We start from the raw sequence: 22,512 nt of genomic DNA, 5'->3' as shown, positions 1-22,512 counted from the left end.
GCCGTTGTTCCCCCGCTCCCGATCAACCCAACACAGTCCCCATCGCCGGATCACTCACCGAGTGCTGACCATTCTCCACCCGGCCAGCAAACCGACGATAAAAGGCCGAATCGCTGTCGCAGGTCACAGCAAAGTCATACCAGTGCCCGCTATCGGCCAGCGACCACTGGCGCGTGACCACTGCGCCGGCAGCCACGGCCACCTGCACGGGCGCATCCTTCCGATAAGCCAGCGGCGTAATCGTGAAGTTGCCAGCGGCCTTGCCACCGTTCTTCAGATCGACATACACATCGCCATTCGTGTCGTAGCAAACCCGAATCTCCGGCGCAACGGCGGACGCCGAGATGCGATTCAGATCGCCCTTGAAATGACGGTGATAGCCATTGGGACCCAGCACCCACAGGTCGTACATGCCGAGGTTATCGATCCGCGCATTCCACGTATCGCTCAACGTCTTGCCCGCCTCGACGGTATAGCGACGCGGCAGCCGGCCGAGGTTCAGACGGTCGTAGACATGGAACACGGCGCCCTGCTTGCCCGAGTTCGCGAACACGAGCTCGACCGTGCCCGACGCATTGGCATGCGCCGTCGTATGGAGCTCGTAAGGGAGCGCGCGTGACGGACGTGTACCGCTTTCCTGCAGCGGCAGCTTCATATCGACCGGCACCGGCACGGCGGGCAGCGCTGCCTGCGCAGCGCGCAGTGCATCCGCGGTGGTGCGCGTACTACGCCCGCCGAGCGAAGCCAGTGCCTCGGCATTCGGGGTCGCGAAGTTGAAGGCGCTGGTCAGATCGCCGCAGACCGCACGACGGAACGGCGAGATATTCGGCTCCTGCACCCCAAAGCGCGCCTCGAGGAAACGCAGCACCGAGGTGTGATCGAACACCTGCGAGTTCACCCAGCCACCGCGGCTCCAGGGCGAGATCACGAACATCGGCACACGCGGTCCCGGGCCGAACACCTTGCCATCGCGCGCCGGCTGGTTCGTGCTGCCAGCGGGCGGGTTGAAGGTGTAGTACTCGTACTTCATGTCGTCATCGGACAGCGTCGTCTTGCCGGCGAGCGTGTTGTCCGGGTTGCGCGAAGGCGGCGACGGCGACGGCACGTGGTCGAAGTAGCCATCGTTCTCGTCGTAGTTGACGAGCAGAACGGTCTTGCTCCAGACCTCGGGGTTCGCGGTCAGCGCATCGAGAATTTCCTGAATGAACCAGCCGCCCTGCACGGGGCTGGACGGCCCCGGGTGCTCGCAATAGATGGACGGCGCGCTGACCCAGCTCACCTGCGGCAGCTTGCCAGCCGCGATATCGCGCTTGAACGCATCGAGATACGTGTCCGGCGTGGTCCCCGGCAGCGTATTGGCAATGCCCTTGTACAGCGGATTACCGGGATTGTCGGTGGCGGCGTCATACGCCTTGTAAGGCAAAGCCTGCCCCGTGTTGGCATAAGGCGCATTCGGCGACCCGCCACTGGCCACGGGATAGCCGGACGCCAGATTGGCCCGACGAAACTGCTGGAACGCGCCGAGCATGTTGTCGCCCCACTCGTCCGGCATGTTCTGATAGCAGATCCAGTTCACGCCGGCGTCTTCCAGACGCTCGGCATAGGTCTTCCACGTGTACCCGACGTTGGCCGAAGCAGGCAGCCCATCGATGTAGTCCCACTCGTTGACGACATACGCCACGTTCTGCGCGGTCGGACCGTTGGTGCCGGTCAAATGGAACGACCGGTTGGCGTCGGTGCCGGTATGCATCGAGCAGTGGTACGAATCGCACAAGGTAAAGGCATTCGCCAGCGCGAAGTGGAACGGAATCTCCTTTTCCTTGAAGTACCCCATGGAGGCGTCCGTCTTGTACTGGGGCCAGTTGCCCATGCGCCCCGCATCCCACGCATTCTGCGAATCCGCCCACGAGTGCGGCGTCCCGGAAACGCGCTGCGCGTTATTGGCCGTGCTGTCGAGGTAATAAGGCGTAATGAGCGTGCCGTTGGCGCGCGCCTGCTGCCAGACCTTGCGCCCATTGACCATCGGAATCGTCATCCGATCCCCAAAACCGCGGACGCCACGCAGCGTGCCGAAGTACTGATCGAAGGAGCGGTTCTCCTGCATCAGGATAACGACGTGCTCCACATCCTTGATGGTGCCCGTGGCGTTGTTGGCGGGAATGGCCAGCGCCTTGCGAATGCTCGGCGGAAACGCGGCCAGCGCGGCGGCGGACAAGCCAGTACCAGCGGCCGCCTTCAGGAAGTTACGACGTGAATTCATTGCTCGATCTTGTGCGAGAGATTGCGGGGAGATGGCGCGGAGCGCAGCGGTGGGTACGCTTTTCAAGGCGTTTGCCGATATCCAGCCGGCCGCTCAGTCCGGCGCGCAGCTCTTGGTAGGCGGCGTCGGATTCGGCTGACCAGCCGCCGGCGGATTGGCCGGCTGATTCGGATTCGCCGGGGTAGACGGCGCATCATCGCCACCGCAAGCGGCCAGCGCGGCGGTCACCAGCAACGAGGCGAGCAATGTTTTGAGAGAAGGACGGGCAAACATGGTGTCAGGCGATTGATCAGGCCAATCGCGTTGGAATGTTTCACGGAAAGGACATGTGAGGCGGGGTGGAGTTTAGGGAGGGGTTGTGACAGGGGCGTGATTGATGGGCTACATCAATGTGACAGGGGGGCGTCACAAAGGGTGGGAAATGTCTTAGGATTTGGACGCCTATATTCGGCGTTACCGCCCCCTGCGCCCCAATGACTATCAATCCGAAAGCTTTAGAATCGGCTGACGACGACAGCAATAAAATTGGCCTCCGAGGCGAAGATTGGACTCGCTTCGAAGTCGAACTCACGGTGAACGACTATTTTCAGATGCTTTTATTAGAGTCGCGGAACGTTCCGTTCATCAAGACCCAGCGCAATGCCGATCTTCGTACGATCCTCACAACGAGAAGCCATCGAGCGGTCGAACAGAAGCACCAAAACATCTCCTCCATCCTTGATCAACTTGGATTGCGTTACATCACTGGCTACAAACCGCTCTCAAACTCTCAAGGTCTGCTGCGGGAGGTAGTGAGGGAATATGTCCTGACTCACCAAAAGGAGATGGCAGAGATCGTCGACAACTTCGAGGATCAAACCGCTCCCGGGAAACTAAAACTCAAGGGTGTATTCGTCGCCCCACCGGTCATCGAGCCTATCAAGCACCGCGTGCGACGCGCCCGACTACCGCGAAAGATCGACTACGCCGCTCGCGACGAGCGCAATCGTACGTTGGGCCGGAACGGGGAAAGCTGGGTCGTGGACGTGGAACGCGCTCGTTTGGTTGACGAGCACAGGCCCGATTTGGCCGAGAAAATTGACTGGGTATCCGAGAGCTTAGGCGATGGAGCCGGCTACGACATCCTGTCCTACGCGGCGAATGGGGAAGAGATGTTCATCGAGGTCAAGACTACGACTGGCGTCTCTCAGACGCCATTCATGGTTAGTCAGAACGAGGTGGAGTTTTCCGAAGAGAAAGGAGATGCTTTTTATCTATATCGAGTCTTCGACTTCGCCACCGAGCCAAAGCTGTTTGTATTGCGTGGGGGACTGAAGGACCAGTTGGACCTTGAACCGATGGACTACCGAGCAAGGCTCAAAGCTGTCGGCTCCTAGCCCTGTGGCTCTGCCGTCGAATTTAGTGCCGTGAAATAGTTGGTAATCCCCCCGCTTTTAACGCGAGGCGGAAGTAGAGACTATGCTGCGGCCAGGAGCCGCTGTTTTGGCGTCATGCCACCAAAGTCCATGTTCGGGCGCTCATGATTGTATTGCCACATCCAGTGCTTCCCGAAGTCCCGCACGTGTGCCAGGTCATCCCAGTAGTACTGGGACAGCCATTCATATCGCACAGTCCGGTTAAATCGCTCCACGTAGGCATTCTGTTAGGGCTTCCCCGGCTGGATGTAGTTCAACGCGATTCCCTGCGCCATCGCCCATTACGTGATCGCCTCGCTCAGATACTCCGGACCGTTGTCGCAACGTATCGCGGCTGGCCTTACCCGCCAATCGATGATCTGGTCCGGTGCCCTGACCTGCCCCGTTTCCGCGTACAGCAAGACGTGACATAATGCGCGCATTGAACAAACCATGAGAAATCTCGCCCGATCAGACGGGGAAGGACGGGACCGAAGTGATGGGAACTAGCAGCGAGGCCTTCCGTTTCGTCGACCTCTTCGCCGGGCTGGGCGGTTTCCACGTCGCCCTTGATGAGTTGGAGGGACGCGGCGTGTTCGCGGCAGAGTGGGAGCCCACGCTGAAGGCCCTTTACAAGGTCAACTTCGGCATAGACGCTTGGGGCGACCTTAACGATCTCAGCAGCGACGAGATCATCGCCTGTAACGTACCCGATCACCACGTCCTTACTGCGGGTTTTCCGTGTCAGCCGTTCTCGAAAGCAGGAGACCAACTGGGCTTCAAGGACACCAGTCAGGGCAATCTCTTCTTCAAGGTGCACGACATCCTGCGCGTCAAGCGGCCACGACACTTCATCTTGGAGAACGTGCCCAACATCCTCAAGCACGACGGCGGTCGCACCAAGACCAGGATCATCCGCATGTTGGAGAAGCTTGGCTACTCCGTCGACGTAGAGCACTTCTCGCCCCACGAGTTCGGCATTCCACAGGTGCGAGACCGCGCCTACTTCGTAGGTTCACTCGAGGGTCTCGATCATTTCGAGTGGCCCACGAAGCACAAGAATCCCACGGAAATCCACTGGGTACTCCGCCACGAAGGGCATTCCAGGCGCGCCATCCCGGACCAGACGCTGCGAGCCATCGACATGTGGGGCGACTTCCTGCGCCGCTCGCCGGCTGCGCTGAAGCTGCCTTCCTTCCCGATCTGGGCAATGGAGTTTGGGGCAACATATCCCTACGAGGACGAGACTCCGGCAGCGGTTTGGGTTCGCAGACCTGTGTGGGGTCTTCGTCAGATGGGCTTCAAGGGCAGCTTCGGCCAATCCCTCGAGTGCTCGCTCGACGAACAATTTACGAGGATACCGAGCCACGCCAACCGCCCAGGCGACTTGAGTTTCCCACAGTGGAAGCGGACTTTTATCAGGCAGAACCGCGAGTTCTACCAAGCCAACCGCTCCTGGATCGATCCCTGGATCGCACAATGGAACCCACAAGGCTTCCACTCTAGCTTCCAGAAGATGGAATGGAACGCGCAAGGTGAAGACCGTGACATCGACAACTTCGTGCTACAGGTGCGTGCGTCTGGACTGCGGGTGAAGCGGCCCACGACCTCCCCAAGTCTCATCGCCTTCACGCAGACCCAAGTGCCCATCCTCGGTGCGAACCTGACCGGCGAACGTCGTTACATGACCCCAGCCGAGTGCGCTGAACTTCAGTGCCTCGGCGGCATCCAGTTGCCCGCGTCCGACCTCGACGCGTATAAAGCTTTGGGTAACGCAGTGAATGCCCGCGTCGTCAAAGCGATCGCCGAACGATTGTTGTGCGGGCTCATCCGGCCCACCTTGAGCATCACCTCTGACCTCGAACCGTTGAGAACTGCTGCGTGACTGACCACATCGAACACGAAGACGACTTCGACGAGGAGGACCCGCGGGTCCTGTTGCTGGAGAGCCTCGCCGATGGGTTGGCGACTCTCTCGGAGGCTTCAGACACGCCCGACGGCGTTCCCCCAGTATCTTCAATGTTCAGCAGCGATGACGTCGACTTTGCCTCAGACGCATGGATGAACAAACTGGCGGAGATCCAAGGCTGGCTGAGCCTCAGCGAAGACCTCCCACTCACAGGCGGTGAACCCTTCCTTCAGGCGCTCATCGCTGAACTCAAACTTGAACCCACCGACCTCCTTGCTTCCGGAAACGCCTACCCGCCGCTGAGCCTTCGCGCGCTTGAACGTCTGAACGAGCGTGTGGAAGCCGCCGCTCGGCTCCAGGTTAATTTTCTTGAAGAACTTGAGGCGAAGGGCACTAGCCGTGCGACGGCCACCCAGTCCTGGGCTGACGCGTGGGCCGAGATCGACGCGAGCGAGGAAGCGGTGAGCCCGGAACCAGTCACGGCAAAGGCCGCAGTTTGGCCGATCTTCCAACTCACCAAGAAGGCGCCTAACCTAACGCCGTCGTACCAACGAGGTGATGTTTGGGGCAATGGCGACCGGCAGTCCCTGATGGAGTCCATCCTCCGGGGCGTCCCCCTGCCGTCCATCATACTGTTGAGAACCGGATCTTCGACCCCGCATGAGGTCGTCGACGGCAAGCAGCGGCTCACGGCCATCCTCCGGTTCGTGGGAAAGCACCCCGTTGCCAAGCAGAAGGTTGCTGAGGTCACCGCCCGGCACAGTGGAAAAAAGTTCAACGAACAAGGACGCCTCGACGATAGCGGTCGCAGGAACTTGACAGATCTGTTCAACGACGACTACCCGGCCTTCCGCCGTGCGTGGAAAGCGTTGGAGGGTTACGCACTCAATTCCGCACAGGAGAACGACTACTACTTCCCGTTCAAGCTGCGCACGACTGGAGACGGCGGACTTGTTGGTTCCAACCTTGAGCCTCTCCGTGGCAAGTATTACACGCAGATCAAAACCCGGGAAATCAACGTCGCTGGTCAGCAACTCACCGTCGATGCTTTGTTCGAGGACGTCGTGGAATACACCATTCCCGTCATCGAGTACACACAGGCGAGCCAAGCCCAGATTCATGAGGTCTTTCGCCTCTACAACAAGCAGGGCGTGCACCTGAACGCGGAAGAGATCCGTAACGCGGTCTACCACGAGGTAGAACTCACCCGCGCGACTCTTGCCGCCGCCGGCGACGCCGACCCGAACACTGATGCCGCCAAAATTGCTGAATCGCTGGCCGGTGTCCCCGATCTTGGCCGCCTCGGTGAGGCGTTGAAGAACTACGGTTTTGGGGACACACGCTACAAGCGCACCAAGGTTCTCGCTTGGGTCATCTCGGTCCTGGTGCATGACACCGCTGGCAAAGACCTGGCATCGACTAGTCGCAACATCGACCAGTTGCTGATCGCGATTCAGAAGAGCAAGTCACACCCGCTAGCCCATTCCTCGACGTTGACGAAGCTGTTCTCGCTGCTGCTAAAAGCTGTCGAGCTCCACTCATCGCACGATGAGTTGTGGTCCGATCAATTCAAGGATGGCGGTAAGGGTGCCAAGTGGCAGGAACTCCAACTCGTAGGTTCCCTCGTGGGCATTACAATGGCCTTAGCGGCCTCGCCAGACGACATCGAGGACCGCATCGAGGCTAATGGCGATGCTATCCGAACGGCGAGCGCAGAATCCAAGGACTGGGAACGCCCCAACAAAACGCAGACCAAAACCCAGTGGGACTACATAGCCAGGATCAGCAAAAGTCTACTCGAACTATTGCACATCGACCCTGATCAAGCGGCTGAGGCCGTACGTCAGCAGTTCGGGTCCTGCGGGTACGCGTCGTTGCAACGGATGCTCATCAAACCGAAGGGTTGAGAGCGGTGCCAGGAAGCTCCCCCCTCGTCGAGCACGTCTACTTCAATCCACCCGCTCCCCAGGAGGCGGACTCGTGGTGGGCCCGCTACAAGGCTCAGCTCACCGGCTTGACCGACACAGCGCGTCACTCAGTTGAAGCAGACTCCCGCTACATTCTCCAGCGCGGAATCTTGGCAGCCGACACCGCGAAAACCGAAGAGTGGTCATCCCGCCGATCGCGCACGGGACTCGTCATGGGTTCGGTCCAGTCCGGCAAGACCGCTTCCATGCTGGGTGTCTCAGCCTTGGCCATCGACAAGGGCCTCGACATCATCGTCGTACTCGCCGGGACCCGTCTCTCCTTGTGGCGCCAGACCTATGAGAGGCTGGTGCAGCAGTTGGACTCGGGAGAGGAGAACGCACAGAAGATTAAGCGCCGCCTGCTGTGCCCACCGCCTGGCATCGTACTGTCAGAGCAGACGCACCCACTGTCAGCCACCTACCGGCTGCCGCCGGCTCAGGTTCGACAACGGTTGAGTCAGGGCAGGCCACTGATCATCGTGGCGATGAAGCAGACTGACCATCTGCATGCCTTGGCAGCAAGCCTCCGCGCCAATGTCTTTAGCGCAGTCAAGGAGCTTGATCGCACCGTCCACATGCTCGTGCTTGACGACGAGGCCGACGATGGCTCGATTCTCGATGCCATCGTTGAGTCCTCGCAGGACCCCATTTACGGCAGATTGAAGCAGATCCCGCGTGCGATCGCCAACCTCTGGGATCCGCCCCAGGGTTCGCCTGAAAATCTGTTCTCGACCTACATCGCCTACACGGCGACACCTCAGGCCAATCTCCTTCAGGAGGACCACAACCCCCTGGCGCCGCGAGACTTCGTGATCTCTCTTCGCACGCCGCTCGACATCGGCCAGCCAGTAGACACAACCGACCCTGGCAATCTCAACGCCCCTCGCTCATCGACCTACCCCGAGGCGGCAGGGATCCGTTCCTACTACACCGGCGGTGAGGTCTTCTACCGCCGCGCGGAGGCAGCCAAACTCTGCGTGCCCACCACCAACTCCGTCCAGCAGGACCTCGCCGACGCCGTCCGAGCCTTCTTGGTGGCGGGCGCTATTCGCCTGCACCGCTCTGGCAGGCTGGGCCCAGCGTCCGCGATCACACAGCAGTTCGACACCAAGGAGGAAGCCCTTGACAGCGCGGCTTCGCCGCACTCGATGCTGTATCACCCTTCTGCCGCAATCCAGGACCACTTCCGGGGTGCTGAGGACGTCCTGCTCTGGGCGGGAATTCAGGATCGAGCGACGGCTCGAGATATGCTCGACGCGGGAGATGCCAGGCTTCCCCACGCGTTGGTGGACCAACTGCAGGCGGACCCCGCCCCATGGGCGCAATGGCTCGAAAAGTATCGAGCCTCCGCCAGAGCAATCGAGGACGAGTTCGACGTCCTGCCACTGACGGTTTTCCCGGACTGGCATACCGTCGAAACCCTACTAATTAGGGAAGTGATCCCTGGAACTAGGATCGCCGTGGTCAACAGCGACCCCAACGCTGACGATCGCCCTGCCTACGCACCGAGACAGGACCCAGACACCGGCAAATGGAACGCCGCCCGCGACCTCTGCACGATCTTCGTCTCAGGGAATGTCATGGCCCGGGGACTGACGCTGGAAGGGATGACCACGGCATTGTTCCAGCGTTCATCGGCCAACCCGCTGGCCGACACCCAGATGCAGATGCAGCGCTGGTTCGGCTACCGCGGGTCATATATTGAGTTGTGCCGCATCTTCGCCTCCACCGACCAACTCTCCCTCTTCCGTGCGTATCACGATGTCGACGAAGCGGTTCGCACTGCCATCACCGAGCGCATGGTGAGCGGCGCGCCCGAACCCACCGTTCTGCAGGGGCTCAATTTCGAGGCCACCGGCAAGATCGCGGGCGTGGGCAACCATCCCCTATCACCAGGGGCTCGCCCCTTCGTTACAGTCATTAATGACAGCCGGCTGGCGGATCCAAATGCAGACGTCGTGGCTGGACTCTTCATCCGGCCATCCAGCGACCTCACTGTCGCCAATGTGCTGCGGGGCCGAATCCTAGACGTTCCACTCGAACTTACCGAGGCCGCCGGACTCTTGGATCGCCTCACTTTCGCCGACTATCGGCCCGGGAGCGAGGGGTTCCACGCGGACTTCTGGAACGGTATCGAAGCCCGAGCAAACGCAGTTGCCCCGCTGCCGGATTCACCTTTCTATCGCCCGCCAGTGAGGGGTAGGGGAGACCAGACTCGGCGTGCCTGCCCCTATGCCATCGCCGCCTACCTTCGACTCTGGTCGGCCAGTCTCACTCGCCCGATCACGGGCCTTTTTGTCACCGGCCACCCCGGGGATCTATGGTCCTACGCCGACCTAAGGCGCAAGAACGCTGAGCGACCGCGGTTCTGGATCGGCATTCGTTACGGAGATGGTGTCACCGTGTCCAAGGGTCCGCTGGCACTGCTCCCATTTAAAATACGCGCCACCACAAAGAGAGTGATCGGAGGCGAACTCAAGACGACTTGGGGTGCGAGCGACCCCAACGCCGGCCCGAGCCAGTATCGCGGCGACGTCTACTTCGACTACTACCACCGTTACGCTGACGTGCCGTCGAGCAACAACACGGGATGGCGACCCAGCGGCTCCGACGGTCAAATCCTCTTCTACGTCAATCAACATCCGGACGACCAGCACCCCACGGTCGCAGTTGGAGTCTGCCTCCCTGCGGGAGGTCCGGAGCAGTTCTCAGCCACCCGTGCTGGGGTGACCATCGTTACGAGGGGACTCCCATGATCAGCTACGAAGCAGTTCTAAACCAGATCAACGTCGTTCCGGCGGGCACCACCGGAGATGACCGAGCCATTACCTGGTTGACCGATGCGATGGTGGTTGGGATCGCTCGGAATAGTCGCGGTCACTTGGAACTGTTCCTTGCAGGCGGCGAGTTGAGGCCCCGGACCGGCACAGTGAAGTCTGCGATGCACTACCACTCCTGGCACCGTGACACCCTGCCTCCGCTGAGCGCAAACCGCATTTGCTTGCCCGCGCTGGGGCATTTCGACCAGGTCGGTGCATTCATCGCCGCTGAATTGCTGCGCGAGAAAGCTGACGCCGATTTGGAGCGCGCCTTTGCCGTCACCGAGCCGCTGATCGAACTCGCCATTAAGCGCCTGGAGATCTCCGAGAGCGCCATCCTCGGACTCGTTGGGGAACTGCTCCTTCTCGAAGCTCTGTGCCGCCGCGCGGCCGATCCCCAGGTCGGACCAGTCGTCCAGGCTTGGGATGGCTGGCGCCGCTCTGCAAGGGACTTCACATGGGAGGGCACAGGCGTAGAGATAAAGACCACTACTCGCGCCACCTCAAGTCACGCCATCCATGGCATCCACCAAATCGAGCCCACTCCTACCAGTGATGACGCCCCCGGGGAAGCGCGCCTGCTCCTCGTAAGCATCGGTCTGCGCCAGGCGGATCCCAATGCGCCTGCTTTGTCGATCCCTTCCTTGGTGGAGAGTATTGTTGAGCGACTCACCGCCACCGGGGCTAGCGGCTTGGTCGATGAGTTCCTCACGCGGGTGTCCTCGTACGGCTCAGAGTCGGGCATCGGATACGAGCATGCCACGATGGTCAACGAGGCACCGTTTACCGCTCCGTTTACCGTGACCTTCGTCCGTGGGTATGACATGGCAGACCCGGCCGTCGAGGTCCTGCGGCGCGATGACGTCATCACCCACCAGCATGTGGATGCCCAGTCGGTCACCTTCCGCGTGGAACTTCCCGCAACGATCCGCTTGGGCAACCCCGTCGCAGGTGCCGGACGCGTCGCGGAGGCGATTCTGGGCCTATACAGTTAGGGACGCTCTGCACAACGCGCTGAAAGGTATCCCAGTGCCCGGTCGTGTATCCCAAAGCCCGTTCAGAGCGTGGTGCAATCAGTCGACAGGACTCGGTGTCAACGCCAATCGAATGTTGCATGAATGGGGGTGCGGCAGAGTGCTTGGACTCGATTTATGCTGACAATCCTAGACTTCTTCGGTATTCGACAGGACTGCGTGAGCCAAGTGAGATCTAATCCGCTTCTCGTTGTACCAGCGCACGTAGGAGTCTAGGATCTCAATGAACCGCTCAATGGTCGTGGTCCGCCAGTCACGCGGATAGAACAACTCCGTCTTCAAACGCCCAAAGAAGCCTTCGCGGGCCGCTTTATCCGGTGAACATCCTTTGCGTGACATCGATCGAATCAACTTGGCATCTCGTACCCGTGAGAGCCATCCCGGCCAGCGGTAACGTGCGCCTCGGTCGGAGTGGATGATGGGCCTAGCACTGCCATCGTTCATGGCCCCAATCGCGGCATCCAGCATCGTGTTCACCTGTCCGGCGTCGGGCTGCGTGCCGATCAACTAACTGACGACTAGGCCATCAAAGCAGTCGGTCACGAGGACAGATACACCTTGCCGGCCACGATCTGAAACTTTGTCATGTCGGTGAGCCACTTCTAATTCGGAGCGGTGGCTCTGTTCGCCGAAATGAAACTGACCCACTTGGGCCACTGGCCGGACTCTCGCTTGGCCTCATTTGTTACGTCAGCGCGGCTCTCCTGCTGGTCTGACCTGCCTCACGTCTGTCCTTAAGAGGGGAGCTCTCGCCCATGATCTGAACGATGTGCGCGTGATGCAGCAGGCGATCCAGCATGGCGGCGGTCAAGGTCTGATGGTCGGCGAACACATCCGCCCACTGTTTGGGTACTTGGACTACCGCCAAATAGTCCAGGAAATCTTGCCGCACCCCCACAGAGCCCGGTGGCGGTTGACACAAAGATCACATACCTCGCGCAGCTGACTCAACCCTACAGGCTTACGTCGTGCTCTGGCCTAAGCCATCTCAGGTCAGCTAGCCGTTTGGAGCCAACGCTCACTGATGCGCCTTCCGAAGCAACCGGCGATCGTGCCAACTCAAAGGTCAATGAATTAATCTCATCAGCTCTAACGCATAGACATCTGGCAATCTCCGATCGCCCTACCCTCTGCGCCTGCAGCACACTCAGAATCTTTCGCAGCAGCTGCGAGGCTTCCTGCTCCATCGGCTCCGGTTCATCAGTGCGAAAGCCACTCCTAGCAATCTCGATACATAGATTGCGATACGCCCACTCTTTGACCAATCTCAATGCGTTGAAGCGATTGACAATCGCTGAGAGGGACACGCCCCAATGGTGCTTAAGCTTGAGCAAATACTTGATCGTGAACGCTGGAGGCTTGTTGGCAACCACGCTTTCCCTCGGCATCAGGAAAGCTGCGGCGAAGGCGTTCGCCTCACGCTCCATCTCAATCCCGCGCGCCTCACCGTGCCGCATGCTGTAGACATCGCGCACGAAATGACCGAGCTCATGGGCCGCGTCAAACCGGCTACGCTCCGCCGACTTCATCGTGTTGAGAAACACGAACGGCTTGCCGTCATGCCAGGTGCAGAACGTGTCCACCTCGCGGACTTCTTCCGCTAGCGAGAAAACACGAATGCCCTTGGACTCAAGCAGGTGAATCGTGTTGGAGATGGGCGCGTTGCCGAGGCCCCACATTCTGCGCAAAGTGGCCGCGGCCTCTTCTGGCGGGAGATCGCTGAGATCAGGCAAGTCAGCTTGGGGCAGGTTGAATCGCTCCTCGATCCAATCGTTGAGGGTGAACGCAATGGCGCCTAGGCTGAGCGCGCAATTCCTCATCACCTCGTTCGTCTTGGAGAGCGAGCGAAAGCTGACTGCATGCTCTCCGATGACGGGCATTGCTTCTTCAAGGTAGAAGAACTGTTTAGGGAAGTTCAGCAGTAGCGCCATTTCGACCACGGTCGCCGAATCGGGAGTGGCGCTTCCTGATTCGTAGTCTTGGATGCTACGGCTCGTGATGCCCAGCGCCTTGGCCAGTTGCTCCGTTGTGAGACATCTCCTGACTCGGGCAAAGGTAATTCGAGAAGGGTTGATCTCAGGCATGGTTGGCTATCCAGGATTACCGGATCGGTAAGGCGCGTTGCCCAAGAGGCTAAGGCTAGGTGCACTTGATCGGAGTCAAGCGTCACCGCAATAGACCATTGCACGCCGACGTTGCGACATACACTACCGACCAATACGGCCCGACCCTCTGCGCAAGCGCGGTCGGGTTTTCTATTTCTCACCTAGCAACTCGAACCGCAGCACGTGGGTCAATTGCCGAGGTTGGTGGCCAGGTCCGATTCGTCCCATTACGCGGACGTAAGCACCCTTACGCATATGCGCGCGATCGGCCTGCTCGTACTCATCCGCGGAAAGCGTCACCGTTGCCCGCACCGTCTCTCCCGCATCGGGCAAGAACAGCGATAGGACTACGTCGCCGGCCCTGCGGCCGTCTGGCCCCCTCTCTCCCTCGAGGCGCTCGACAGTGCCGATGAACGTGTCCTCTCCATGGAGCTCTACAGGCCTCAACTCCCGTCGCACCGCTTCGATGCGAGAGAAGTGGTCGCGCTGAATGCGAATGGTACGAATTGCGGCGCTGTCGGTGACGGCTCGAAGCACTGACCAATCGACGGCGATATCCAAGGAGTTGTCTGCCCTCTCCTCGTACATCGCCGATAGGGCTTCACAAAGGTTCGATGACACGAGAGGCCTAGGCGATTGTTTCAGGTCGTCGACCAAGCGCTCCAGTTCATCTCGTTCGATCGCGGAAATCAGCTGCGACAGCGCTCGATGCAGCGTCAGGTGTTACCTGTCGTACGAAGGGCTCGTCGCTGTTACCTGGCTCGAGACCGCTCTGAACCTGCATCGCACGAATCGGACACGCGACCTTCAGTACAAAGCTTCCCTCTTCCATTTGACCGAAGCGAGCAGCGTCTACAAACTGAGCGGCTTCGCGGAGATCGAGGCGACCATGGTGCGTGCGCGGTTGCAGCACCGTGCATGCGGCAGCTCTGAGCAGCTTCTCGGTGTTGGAGATCAGCGTCGATGCGAAGCTCAACGGCAATGTGCTGTCGTTTCCATTACAGAGCACTCTCAGGCGCAGGACGTCATCCTTCAGCGCGCGCACCTTGAACATCAACGACGCCGGCGCCTGCCCCGTCATCTCGGCGAGCTTGGCGATGACGGTATCGACCGACTCCTCATAATCCGCGGCCGCGGCGTCCATCGGGAAAGCGAGCTGACGCCTCGGGAAGTTGGCGTTCTCGACGATGTATAAGCCGTCTGCCAAAGCTTCATCCAGCAACGACCAACCCTGGGCCTGCAGGTAATCACGCAGTTCAGTGGGTGGAGGTGGAGGTGCAGGTGGCGATTGCATTCTGTTCGACCCCATGACTGCAACCTTCACGTGGTTGCTTCAGGCGACGAACATATCGCTGAGGGCCAGTAGCCGCTATCGGCATTTCTTGAAAGCGCCCCTGGCCACGCTCGTTCGGCAGTACCAAACAAAACGGCCTCCCAGTTGGGAGGCCGCTTCTCAAACCTTGGTGCCGGCTGCAGGACTCGAACCCGCCACCTGATGATTACAAATCAACTGCTCTACCTGATGAGCTAAGCCGGCATGTGTGGAGACCGCGATTCTATCGCATGCGGTCTCAACGATGAAGCCTTATTTGACTACCTTCAGCGACGGCTTCTTTCCACCGATGCGGGGCACCGGCGGCGGTGTCGGGTCGTCTTCAGAATCCGACGATGCAGGGTTCTCGGAAGCCGAAACCGGAGCCGCCTCGTCAGTGGTCGACTCCACCGATGCCAGCTTCGGCGGCGGATTGGTTTCGCGTTCCGTCAGCGCCTGCGTCTCGGGGACGCTGCGCTCTACCGGGAACGCCATGCCCTGGCCGTTCTCGCGCGCGTAGATGGCCAGTACGTTTTCCACCGGCACATCGATCTTGCGCGATACGCCACCGAAGCGTGCGCTGAACGTAATCCACTCGTTGCCCATATCCAGGCCGCTGGTCGCGTCGAAGCTCACGTTCAGCACGATCTCGTTGTTCTTCACGAACTCGCGCGGCACGCTGGTGTTGGCGTCGACAAAGACCGCGATATACGGCGTAAAGCCGTTATCGGTGCACCATTCGTAGATGGCGCGGATCAGGTAGGGCTTGGTGGAAGTTTCAGACATTGATTCGCTTGGTGGCGTCCATCCTTTGTGCGTTTCCGCGGGCTCCGCGTCTTAACGACGCATCACCTTCTCGGACGGGGTCAGTGCTTCGATATAGGCCGGGCGGCTGAAGATGCGTTCCGCGTACTTCAGCAGCGGCGCGGCGTTCTTCGACAGTTCGATGCCGTAGTGGTCCAGGCGCCAGAGCAGCGGCGCGATGGCCACGTCCAGCATCGAGAACTCTTCGCCGAGCATGTACTTGTTCTTGACGAAGATCGGCGCGAGTTGCGTCAGGCGGTCGCGGATCGCGGCGCGGGCGCGCTCGTGGTTCTTCTCGGCAGCCTTGCCCTTCTCGTTCTCGAGCACGTACACATGCGTGAACAGTTCCTTCTCGAAGTTGAAGAGGAACAGGCGGGCGCGCGCGCGCTGGACCGGGTCGGCCGGCATCAGCTGCGGGTGCGGGAAGCGCTCGTCGATGTACTCGTTGATGATGTTCGATTCGTACAGGATGAGATCGCGTTCGACCAGGATGGGGACCTGACCGTACGGGTTCATCACCGAGATGTCTTCGGGCTTGTTGAACAGATCCACGTCGCGGATTTCAAAATCCATGCCCTTCTCGAACAGGACAAGGCGGCAACGTTGGGAAAACGGGCAAGTCGTTCCCGAATACAACACCATCATGGTTGGATTCCTTGGGTGGGGGTTCGGACGACCGAAAAAAGCGCCTCGGCAGAGACGCTTTTGCTTCGAATCGGCGAACCGGGCAGCGCTAGTTCAGACAGGGCAAACATTCTGTCAGAACGGCCCATTGAAAAGCAAATAAGTTACAAATAGCCGACGTGCCGCCGGGGGCACCAATCGCCCCGCAAGCCGCACAGCACAAGGGCCGACGCGTTGCTGCCCCTGGCAACTCCGACGCCGGCCCCCGTCATCATCGGGCTTTTTTGTTACAAATTACTTGATATCTTTCCAGTACGCCGCGTTCAGGCGCCATGCGAAGACGGTCAGCACGCCCAGGAACAGCAGCACCCAGACGCCCAGGCGCTTGCGGTGGTTCTGCGCCGGCTCGGACATCCAGTTCAGGTAATTGACCAGGTCGGCCACGGCCTGATCGTAGGCCTGCGTGTTCAGCTTGCCCGGCGTCAGTTGCTCGAAGCCGGCGAACTTGTGCACCTTCTCGCCATGCTCCTCCACCTCGGCGAACTTCGCGCCGCGCTGGCCCTGCAGTTCATACAGGACGTGCGGCATGCCGACGTTCGGGAACACCAGGTTGTTCCAGCCCGTGGCGCGCGAGTCGTCACGGTAGAACGTGCGCAGGTACGTATAGAGCCAGTCGTTGCCGCGGGCGCGCGAGATCACCGACAGATCCGGCGGCTGCACGCCAAAGAACGCCTTGGCATCCTTCGGCGGCATCGAGATCGTCATCAGCTCGCCCACCTTGTCCGCGGAAAACAACAGATTCTGCTGAATCTGCTCGTCGGAAAGACCCAGATCGCGCAGCCGGTTGTAGCGCATCATCGATGCGCTATGGCAGTTCAGGCAGTAATTGACGAACAGCTTGGCCCCACGCTGCAGCGACGAAATGTCGCTGGTGTCGAGCGGTGCCGGCTCGAGGGGATACCCCCCCTCGGACGCCATGGCGGGCGCGGTCGCAAAACAGGCGCCGACCAGTGCGAGAATCGAAAGCAGCTTTTTCATCTTGTGTCCTTGTCCTCTTGTCGGGATGTCGCGCGACGCTCAGTGGGCGTGGAACGTGACACGATCCGGCACCGGCTTGAACGTACCGGCGCGGCTCCACAGCGGCATGGTCAGGAAGAAGGCGAAGTACAGCAGCGTACCGAGCTGCGACACCTTCTCACCGACCGGCGACGGCGGTTGCACGCCGAGGTAGCCGAGGACCAGGAACACCACCACGAAGACGATCAGGATCGACTTGTGGAACGAAGGACGATAGCGGATCGACTTGACCGGCGAGCAGTCGAGCCACGGCATGAAGAACAGCACGATCACCGAGCCGCCCATCACCAGCACGCCCCAGAACTTCGCGTCGATCTTCCAGAAACCCAGCGCCAGAATCACGAGGATCAGTACCGAGCCGATCTTCACGCGCGTGTCCTTGCTGCGCAGGATCACCATGCCCAGCACCACCGCGAAGAACAGCCACAGAATCGGCAGGAAGTTCGATGTCGTCGCACGCAGCATCGAGTAGAACGGCGTGAAGTACCACACCGGTGCGATGTGCGGCGGCGTCTTGAGCGGATCCGCCGGGAAGAAGTTGTTCGCTTCCAGGAAGTAGCCACCGACCTCGGGGAAGAAGAAGATCACCGCCGAGAAGATCATCAGGAACCCGGCCACGCCCATCAGGTCGTGCACCGAGTAGTACGGATGGAACGGAATGCCATCGAGCGGCACACCGTTCTCGTCCTTCTTCGCCTTGATCTCCACGCCGTCCGGGTTGTTCGAGCCCACTTCGTGCAGCGCGATGATGTGCGCCACCACCAGGCCCAGCAGCACCAGCGGCACCGCAATCACGTGGAACGAGAAGAACCGGTTCAGCGTGGCATCGCTCACCACGTAGTCACCGCGGATAAACAGCGACAGGTCCTGGCCGATCACGGGAATCGCCGAGAACAGGTTCACGATCACCTGCGCGCCCCAGTACGACATCTGGCCCCACGGCAGCAGATAGCCCATGAAGGCTTCCGCCATCAGGCACAGGAAGATCAGGCAGCCGAAGATCCAGACCAGCTCGCGCGGCTTGCGGTACGAACCGTACAGCAGCCCGCGGAACATATGCAGGTACACGACGACGAAGAACGCGGACGCGCCCGTCGAGTGCATATAGCGGATGAGCCAGCCCGAGGGGACCTCGCGCATGATGAATTCCACGCTGGCAAACGCCACCGGAATGCCCGCGGCGTTCAGCGTGCCGTCCGGCTTGTAGTTCATCACGAGGAAGATGCCGGTGACGATCTGGATGACCAGCACCAGCAGCGCGAGCGAACCGAAGAAATACCAGAAGTTGAAGTTCTTCGGGGCGTAGTACTTGGAGAGATGATCTTCCCAGAGTTGCGTGGCGGGGAAGCGGGCGTCGATCCAGCCCAGCAGGCCAGTTGTCTTGACTTCTTTTTCGGCCGCCATGGTCACGCTTCTCCTTTCTCGTCCTTGCCGATCACGATCCTGGTGTCGGTGAGGAACTGGTACGGGGGTACGTCAAGATTCTGCGGCGCCGGCTTGTTCTTGAACACGCGGCCGGCGAGGTCGAAGGTGGAACCGTGGCACGGGCACAGGAAGCCCGGGTCGGCGCCCAGCTGGGGATTGGACCCGGCCGCGAACGGGCCGGAAGGCGAGCACCCGAGGTGAGAGCAGATACCGACGACGACCAGCAGATCCTTGTGGTCTTCGCGGGAACGCGTTTCGTTCTTGCAGTATTCCGGCGTCTTCATGGTGAAGGGCACGTCGGAATTGGGATCGGCGACTTCCGCATCGGTCTTCTTGAGCGATGCCAGCATCTCCGGGGTACGGCGAAGAATCCAGACCGGCTTGCCTCGCCATTCCACGGTCATCATCTCGCCAGGCTTGAGTCCGCCAATGTCAGCTTCCACCGGTGCGCCGGCGGCCTTGGCTTTCTCCGAGGGTGCAAAGGTACTGACGAAAGGAACTGCTACAGCCACGCCTCCTACGCCGCCCGCAACCGAAGTTGCGATCAACCAATTGCGGCGACCTTTGTCCACGTTATTCACGTTCTGCTGGTCACTCATTCCAAACCCCAGGGGATGTCAATTTGATCTTGCGTCAACCAAAAATTATACCCGAGGCACATCTGACGGCGATAGGCGAACTACCTATAGGTTATTGGTCGATTATCGGTCATGGCCGTGCGATAGGTGGATCGGTACTTGCATCCGCGAAGGTCCTCCGGCAGTCTTGAAGACTTCGGAGGTCTCTTCGGAACGCCAACTCACCAGCTCTCAGCAGCTACAAAGAAGGAGAAAACGCATGGGCATGATGCAAGAGTTCAGAACCTTCGCGATGCGCGGCAACGTGATCGATCTTGCCGTCGGTGTCATCATTGGCGCGGCTTTCGGCAAGATCGTGGACTCGGTGGTCAACGATCTGATCATGCCGCTTGTCGGCAGAGTGGTCGGCAAGCTGGACTTCTCGAACATGTTCATCGTGCTCGCCGATCCGCCACCCAATACGCCTTACACCCTCGATGCTTTGAAAAAAGCGGGTGTCCCGGTTTTCGCGTACGGTAATTTCCTGACCATTGCGGTCAACTTCATCATTCTGGCTTTTATCATCTTCATGATGGTTCGCGCCTTCAACAAGATGCGCGCCAAGCATGAAGAAGCGCCGGCACCGGCCGCCCCGCCCGAAGATATCGTGCTGCTGCGCGAGATTCGCGACAGCCTGAAGGCGCGTCCGTAATCAGACCGGGTTCGGAATATCGATGAAGGTATGGCGCAGCGCGAACCGCTGCGCCAGATGTTCGCCGAGCGCGCGAATACCGTAGCGTTCGGTGGCATGATGCCCCGCCGCGAGGTACGCCACGCCGCTCTCCCGCGCCAGGTGCGTGGTTTGCTCCGATACCTCGCCGCTCACGTACACGTCTACGCCCGCGGCCACTGCCGCATCGAAGTAACCCTGTGCACCGCCCGTGCACCAGCCCACATTGCGCACGACCTTCTCCGGATCGCCGAGTGCGAGCGGCTCGCGTTGGAGCACGCCCGCCACGTGCGCGGCAAACTCGCGCAGCGTCATCGGCCACGGCAGCGTGCCCGTCCATCCGAGCTGATCGTCGGAGAACCGGCCCGTCGGCGAAATGCCGAGTTGCGCGGCGAGCTGCGCGTTGTTGCCGAGCTCGGGATGGTTGTCCAGCGGCAGGTGATAGGCGAACAAGTTCACATCCGCGGTCAGCAGGCGCTTGAGCCGCGCATGCTTCTGCCCGATCACGCGCGCATCTTCGTTCTTCCAGAAGTAGCCATGATGGACGAGGATCGCATCCGCCCCTGCCTCGATCGCCGCATCGAGCAGCGCCAGGCTGGCCGTCACGCCCGTGACGATATGGGTGATCTCGGGCCGACCCTGCACTTGCAGTCCATTCGGGCAATAGTCCTTGAAACGGGGAACTTCCAGCAGATCGTTCAAGTACAATTCAAACTCTTTTGTTTCCATTCCTCGTCCAATCTCCGATATGTTGCGCCGCTTCTGGCTGTTCTTCGCGCAGGCTGTCACCGTCGTGCTGGCCGTGTGGTTCGTCGTCGCCACACTGAAACCTGAGTGGCTGCAGCGGGGGCGCGTCGCCGTGCAATCCGGCTCGCCGATCGTGGCACTGAAGGAAGTCGTGCCCAATGTCGCCGGCAGCGCTGCCGAAGGGTCTTACAGCGATGCGGCAAGACTGGCCATGCCGGCCGTCGTCAATATTTTCACGAGCAAGAACGGCTCCAAGCGTTCCCGCAATCCGCAGGCGGAAGATCCGTGGTTCCGCTTCTTCTTCGGCGATCGTCCGCCCGAACAGCGGCAGGAGCCGGTCTCGAGCCTGGGTTCCGGCGTGATCGTCAGCGCGGAGGGCTACATTCTAACCAACCACCACGTCGTGGATGGCGCGGACGAGATCGAGATCGCGCTGACCGATGGCCGCAAGGCCAACGCGAAGGTCGTCGGTTCGGATCCCGAGACCGATCTGGCCGTGCTCAAGGTCACGCTCAAGGACCTGCCCGCCATTACGCTCGGCCGGCTGGAGAACGTCAAGGTCGGCGATGTGGTGCTGGCCATCGGCAACCCGTTCGGCGTCGGGCAGACCGTGACGATGGGTATCGTCTCCGCGTTAGGCCGCAGCCACCTCGGTATCAATACGTTCGAGAACTTCATCCAGACCGATGCGGCGATCAACCCGGGCAACTCGGGTGGCGCGCTGGTGGATGCCCAGGGCAATCTGCTCGGCATCAACACCGCGATCTATTCGCGCTCGGGCGGTTCGCTGGGGATTGGCTTTGCGATTCCGGTCTCCACGGCCAAGCAGGTGATGGAGTCGATCATCTCCACCGGCAGCGTGACGCGTGGATGGATCGGGGTCGAGCCGCAGGACATGACACCCGAGATTGCCGAGTCGTTCGGCCTCGATGCGAAGGAAGGGGCGCTGATTGCGGCGGTGGTTCAGGGCGGGCCGGCTGACAAGGCCGGGGTCAGACCTGGCGATGTGCTCGTGTCGGTCGATAACCAGTCGATTACCGATACGACGGCGTTGCTGAACTCCATTGCCCAGTTGAAGCCGGGGGCGGAGATCAAGATGAAGGTGATTCGGCGCAGCAAGCCGGTGGATGTGGCGGTGACGATCGGCAAGCGGCCGCCACCGCCGCGGCGTGCGCTGCCGCTGGATGAGCCGGATTGAGGTGTGTTTCGGTAGCGGATGTGAAAAGCCAGGACGCTGTGTCCTGGCTTTTTTTTGGCTGTGGTTGCCGGAGAGATGGCTCGACGCGGTTCCCGCTTCCCGCTTCCCGCTTCCCGCTTCCCGCTTCCCGCTTCCCGCTTCCCGCTTCCCGCTTCGCGCTTCCCGCTCCACGCCCACGACCCACGCCCCACGCCCCACGCCCACGCCCACGCCCACGACCCGGACCCGGACCCGTGACCCGTGACCCGATCCTGTGACCCGGACCTATGACCCGCGGTCCGAGAAGCCGGGGACCGGGACCGGGACCGGGGACCGGGGACCGGGGGCCCGGGGCCGGGAGCCGGGAGCCGGGAGCCGGGAGCCGGGAGCCGGGAGCCGGGAGCCGGGAGCCGGGAGCCGGGAGCCGGGAGCTGGGAGCTGGGAGCCGGGAGCCGGGAGCCGGGAGCCGGGAGCTGGGAGCCGGGAGTAGGGACCGGGGACCGCTCGGCAGTCGTGCGAGCCTGCGCACCACCCTCCCCATTGGCATCCCACAAAACAAAACCCCGACATC

The 22,512-nt window shown here is 60.7% G+C and carries 17 protein-coding genes, 1 tRNA gene and 3 pseudogenes; 7 read left to right on the top strand and 14 right to left on the bottom strand.

Annotated features, from left to right (window positions below):
• Positions 1-22 precede the first annotated feature (22 nt).
• On the bottom strand, positions 23-2,260 hold the full coding sequence (locus tag FOB72_RS16565) for a phosphocholine-specific phospholipase C (RefSeq protein WP_150373577.1): 2,238 nt from the start codon (positions 2,258-2,260) through the stop codon (positions 23-25).
• A 473-nt stretch (positions 2,261-2,733) separates the two neighbouring features.
• Between FOB72_RS16565 and FOB72_RS16555 the strand changes: the two genes are divergently transcribed.
• Entirely contained in the window at positions 2,734-3,636 is a 903-nt protein-coding gene (locus FOB72_RS16555) for a DUF3883 domain-containing protein (RefSeq protein ID WP_150373575.1), read from the top strand.
• A gap of 80 nt (positions 3,637-3,716) precedes the next feature.
• On the opposite strand, the pseudogene FOB72_RS32575 reads toward FOB72_RS16555, so the two are convergent.
• Positions 3,717-4,049 (bottom strand): annotated as a pseudogene (locus FOB72_RS32575) (integrase core domain-containing protein); the annotation flags it as partial.
• Positions 4,050-4,153: 104 nt separating this feature from the next.
• On the opposite strand from FOB72_RS32575, the gene FOB72_RS16545 reads away from it, so the two are divergent.
• The 4 genes from FOB72_RS16545 (at position 4,154) to FOB72_RS16530 (ending at position 11,344) form a co-directional block, all read left to right on the top strand.
• Positions 4,154-5,539: a DNA cytosine methyltransferase gene (locus FOB72_RS16545; protein WP_150373573.1), complete on the top strand. Its 1,386-nt coding sequence runs from the start codon at positions 4,154-4,156 to the stop codon at positions 5,537-5,539.
• On the top strand, positions 5,536-7,470 hold the full coding sequence (locus tag FOB72_RS16540; protein ID WP_150373572.1) for a DUF262 domain-containing protein: 1,935 nt from the start codon (positions 5,536-5,538) through the stop codon (positions 7,468-7,470). The genes FOB72_RS16545 and FOB72_RS16540 overlap by 4 nt, the downstream gene beginning before the upstream one ends.
• A 170-nt stretch (positions 7,471-7,640) precedes the next feature.
• A complete protein-coding gene (locus FOB72_RS16535; RefSeq protein ID WP_223851368.1) occupies positions 7,641-10,286 on the top strand; it encodes a Z1 domain-containing protein in 2,646 nt (881 codons plus the stop codon).
• The gene (locus FOB72_RS16530) at positions 10,283-11,344 is read left to right on the top strand and encodes a PD-(D/E)XK motif protein (protein ID WP_150373570.1); all 1,062 of its coding nucleotides are present in this window, start codon (positions 10,283-10,285) and stop codon (positions 11,342-11,344) included. Before FOB72_RS16535 ends, FOB72_RS16530 begins: the two co-directional genes overlap by 4 nt.
• 154 nt (positions 11,345-11,498) lie before the next feature.
• On the opposite strand, the pseudogene FOB72_RS16525 reads toward FOB72_RS16530, so the two are convergent.
• The 11 genes and pseudogenes from FOB72_RS16525 to petA form a co-directional block, all read right to left on the bottom strand.
• Positions 11,499-11,985, bottom strand: a pseudogene (locus FOB72_RS16525) (IS3 family transposase); the annotation flags it as partial.
• A gap of 83 nt (positions 11,986-12,068) precedes the next feature.
• Positions 12,069-12,227 (bottom strand): annotated as a pseudogene (locus tag FOB72_RS16520) (ATP-binding protein); the annotation flags it as partial.
• A 109-nt stretch (positions 12,228-12,336) separates the two neighbouring features.
• Complete coding sequence (locus tag FOB72_RS16515) at positions 12,337-13,467, bottom strand: XRE family transcriptional regulator (RefSeq protein WP_150373569.1); 1,131 nt, start codon at positions 13,465-13,467, stop codon at positions 12,337-12,339.
• 171 nt (positions 13,468-13,638) lie between these two features.
• Positions 13,639-14,049, bottom strand: coding sequence for a hypothetical protein (locus tag FOB72_RS16510; protein WP_150373568.1), 411 nt, complete (start codon positions 14,047-14,049; stop codon positions 13,639-13,641).
• Between the two features lie 106 nt (positions 14,050-14,155).
• On the bottom strand, positions 14,156-14,812 hold the full coding sequence (locus tag FOB72_RS16505; protein ID WP_150373567.1) for a hypothetical protein: 657 nt from the start codon (positions 14,810-14,812) through the stop codon (positions 14,156-14,158).
• Between the two features lie 137 nt (positions 14,813-14,949).
• Positions 14,950-15,025: transfer RNA gene (locus FOB72_RS16500), tRNA-Thr, on the bottom strand.
• Positions 15,026-15,073: 48 nt separating this feature from the next.
• On the bottom strand, positions 15,074-15,586 hold the full coding sequence (locus FOB72_RS16495) for a ClpXP protease specificity-enhancing factor (protein ID WP_150373566.1): 513 nt from the start codon (positions 15,584-15,586) through the stop codon (positions 15,074-15,076).
• Between the two features lie 51 nt (positions 15,587-15,637).
• Entirely contained in the window at positions 15,638-16,249 is a 612-nt protein-coding gene (locus FOB72_RS16490; RefSeq protein WP_008643086.1) for a glutathione S-transferase N-terminal domain-containing protein, read from the bottom strand.
• 273 nt (positions 16,250-16,522) lie between these two features.
• The gene (locus tag FOB72_RS16485; RefSeq protein WP_150373565.1) at positions 16,523-17,266 is read right to left on the bottom strand and encodes a cytochrome c1; all 744 of its coding nucleotides are present in this window, start codon (positions 17,264-17,266) and stop codon (positions 16,523-16,525) included.
• Positions 17,267-17,305: 39 nt separating this feature from the next.
• Positions 17,306-18,709 (bottom strand): cytochrome b, encoded by a 1,404-nt coding sequence (locus FOB72_RS16480; protein WP_150373564.1) that lies wholly within the window; start codon positions 18,707-18,709, stop codon positions 17,306-17,308.
• Between the two features lie 2 nt (positions 18,710-18,711).
• Entirely contained in the window at positions 18,712-19,329 is a 618-nt protein-coding gene (gene petA, locus FOB72_RS16475) for a ubiquinol-cytochrome c reductase iron-sulfur subunit (protein ID WP_150373563.1), read from the bottom strand.
• Positions 19,330-19,567: 238 nt separating this feature from the next.
• Here petA and mscL point away from each other — a divergent pair, with 238 nt between their 5' ends.
• Positions 19,568-19,999 carry a large conductance mechanosensitive channel protein MscL gene (mscL, locus tag FOB72_RS16470; protein ID WP_150373562.1) on the top strand — a complete coding sequence of 144 codons (432 nt, stop codon included), beginning with the start codon at positions 19,568-19,570 and terminating at the stop codon, positions 19,997-19,999.
• Here the strand turns inward: mscL and FOB72_RS16465 are convergent, their stop codons facing one another.
• Positions 20,000-20,746: a Nif3-like dinuclear metal center hexameric protein gene (locus FOB72_RS16465; RefSeq protein ID WP_150373561.1), complete on the bottom strand. Its 747-nt coding sequence runs from the start codon at positions 20,744-20,746 to the stop codon at positions 20,000-20,002. It lies immediately after the preceding gene.
• A 19-nt stretch (positions 20,747-20,765) separates the two neighbouring features.
• Between FOB72_RS16465 and FOB72_RS16460 the strand changes: the two genes are divergently transcribed.
• Positions 20,766-21,962, top strand: coding sequence for a Do family serine endopeptidase (locus tag FOB72_RS16460; protein ID WP_150373560.1), 1,197 nt, complete (start codon positions 20,766-20,768; stop codon positions 21,960-21,962).
• Positions 21,963-22,512 lie beyond the last annotated feature (550 nt).

The organism is Cupriavidus pauculus (genome assembly GCF_008693385.1).
GTDB classification, from domain to species: Bacteria; Pseudomonadota; Gammaproteobacteria; order Burkholderiales; family Burkholderiaceae; genus Cupriavidus; species Cupriavidus pauculus_D.
This window is presented reverse-complemented; position numbering and strand designations above follow the sequence as displayed.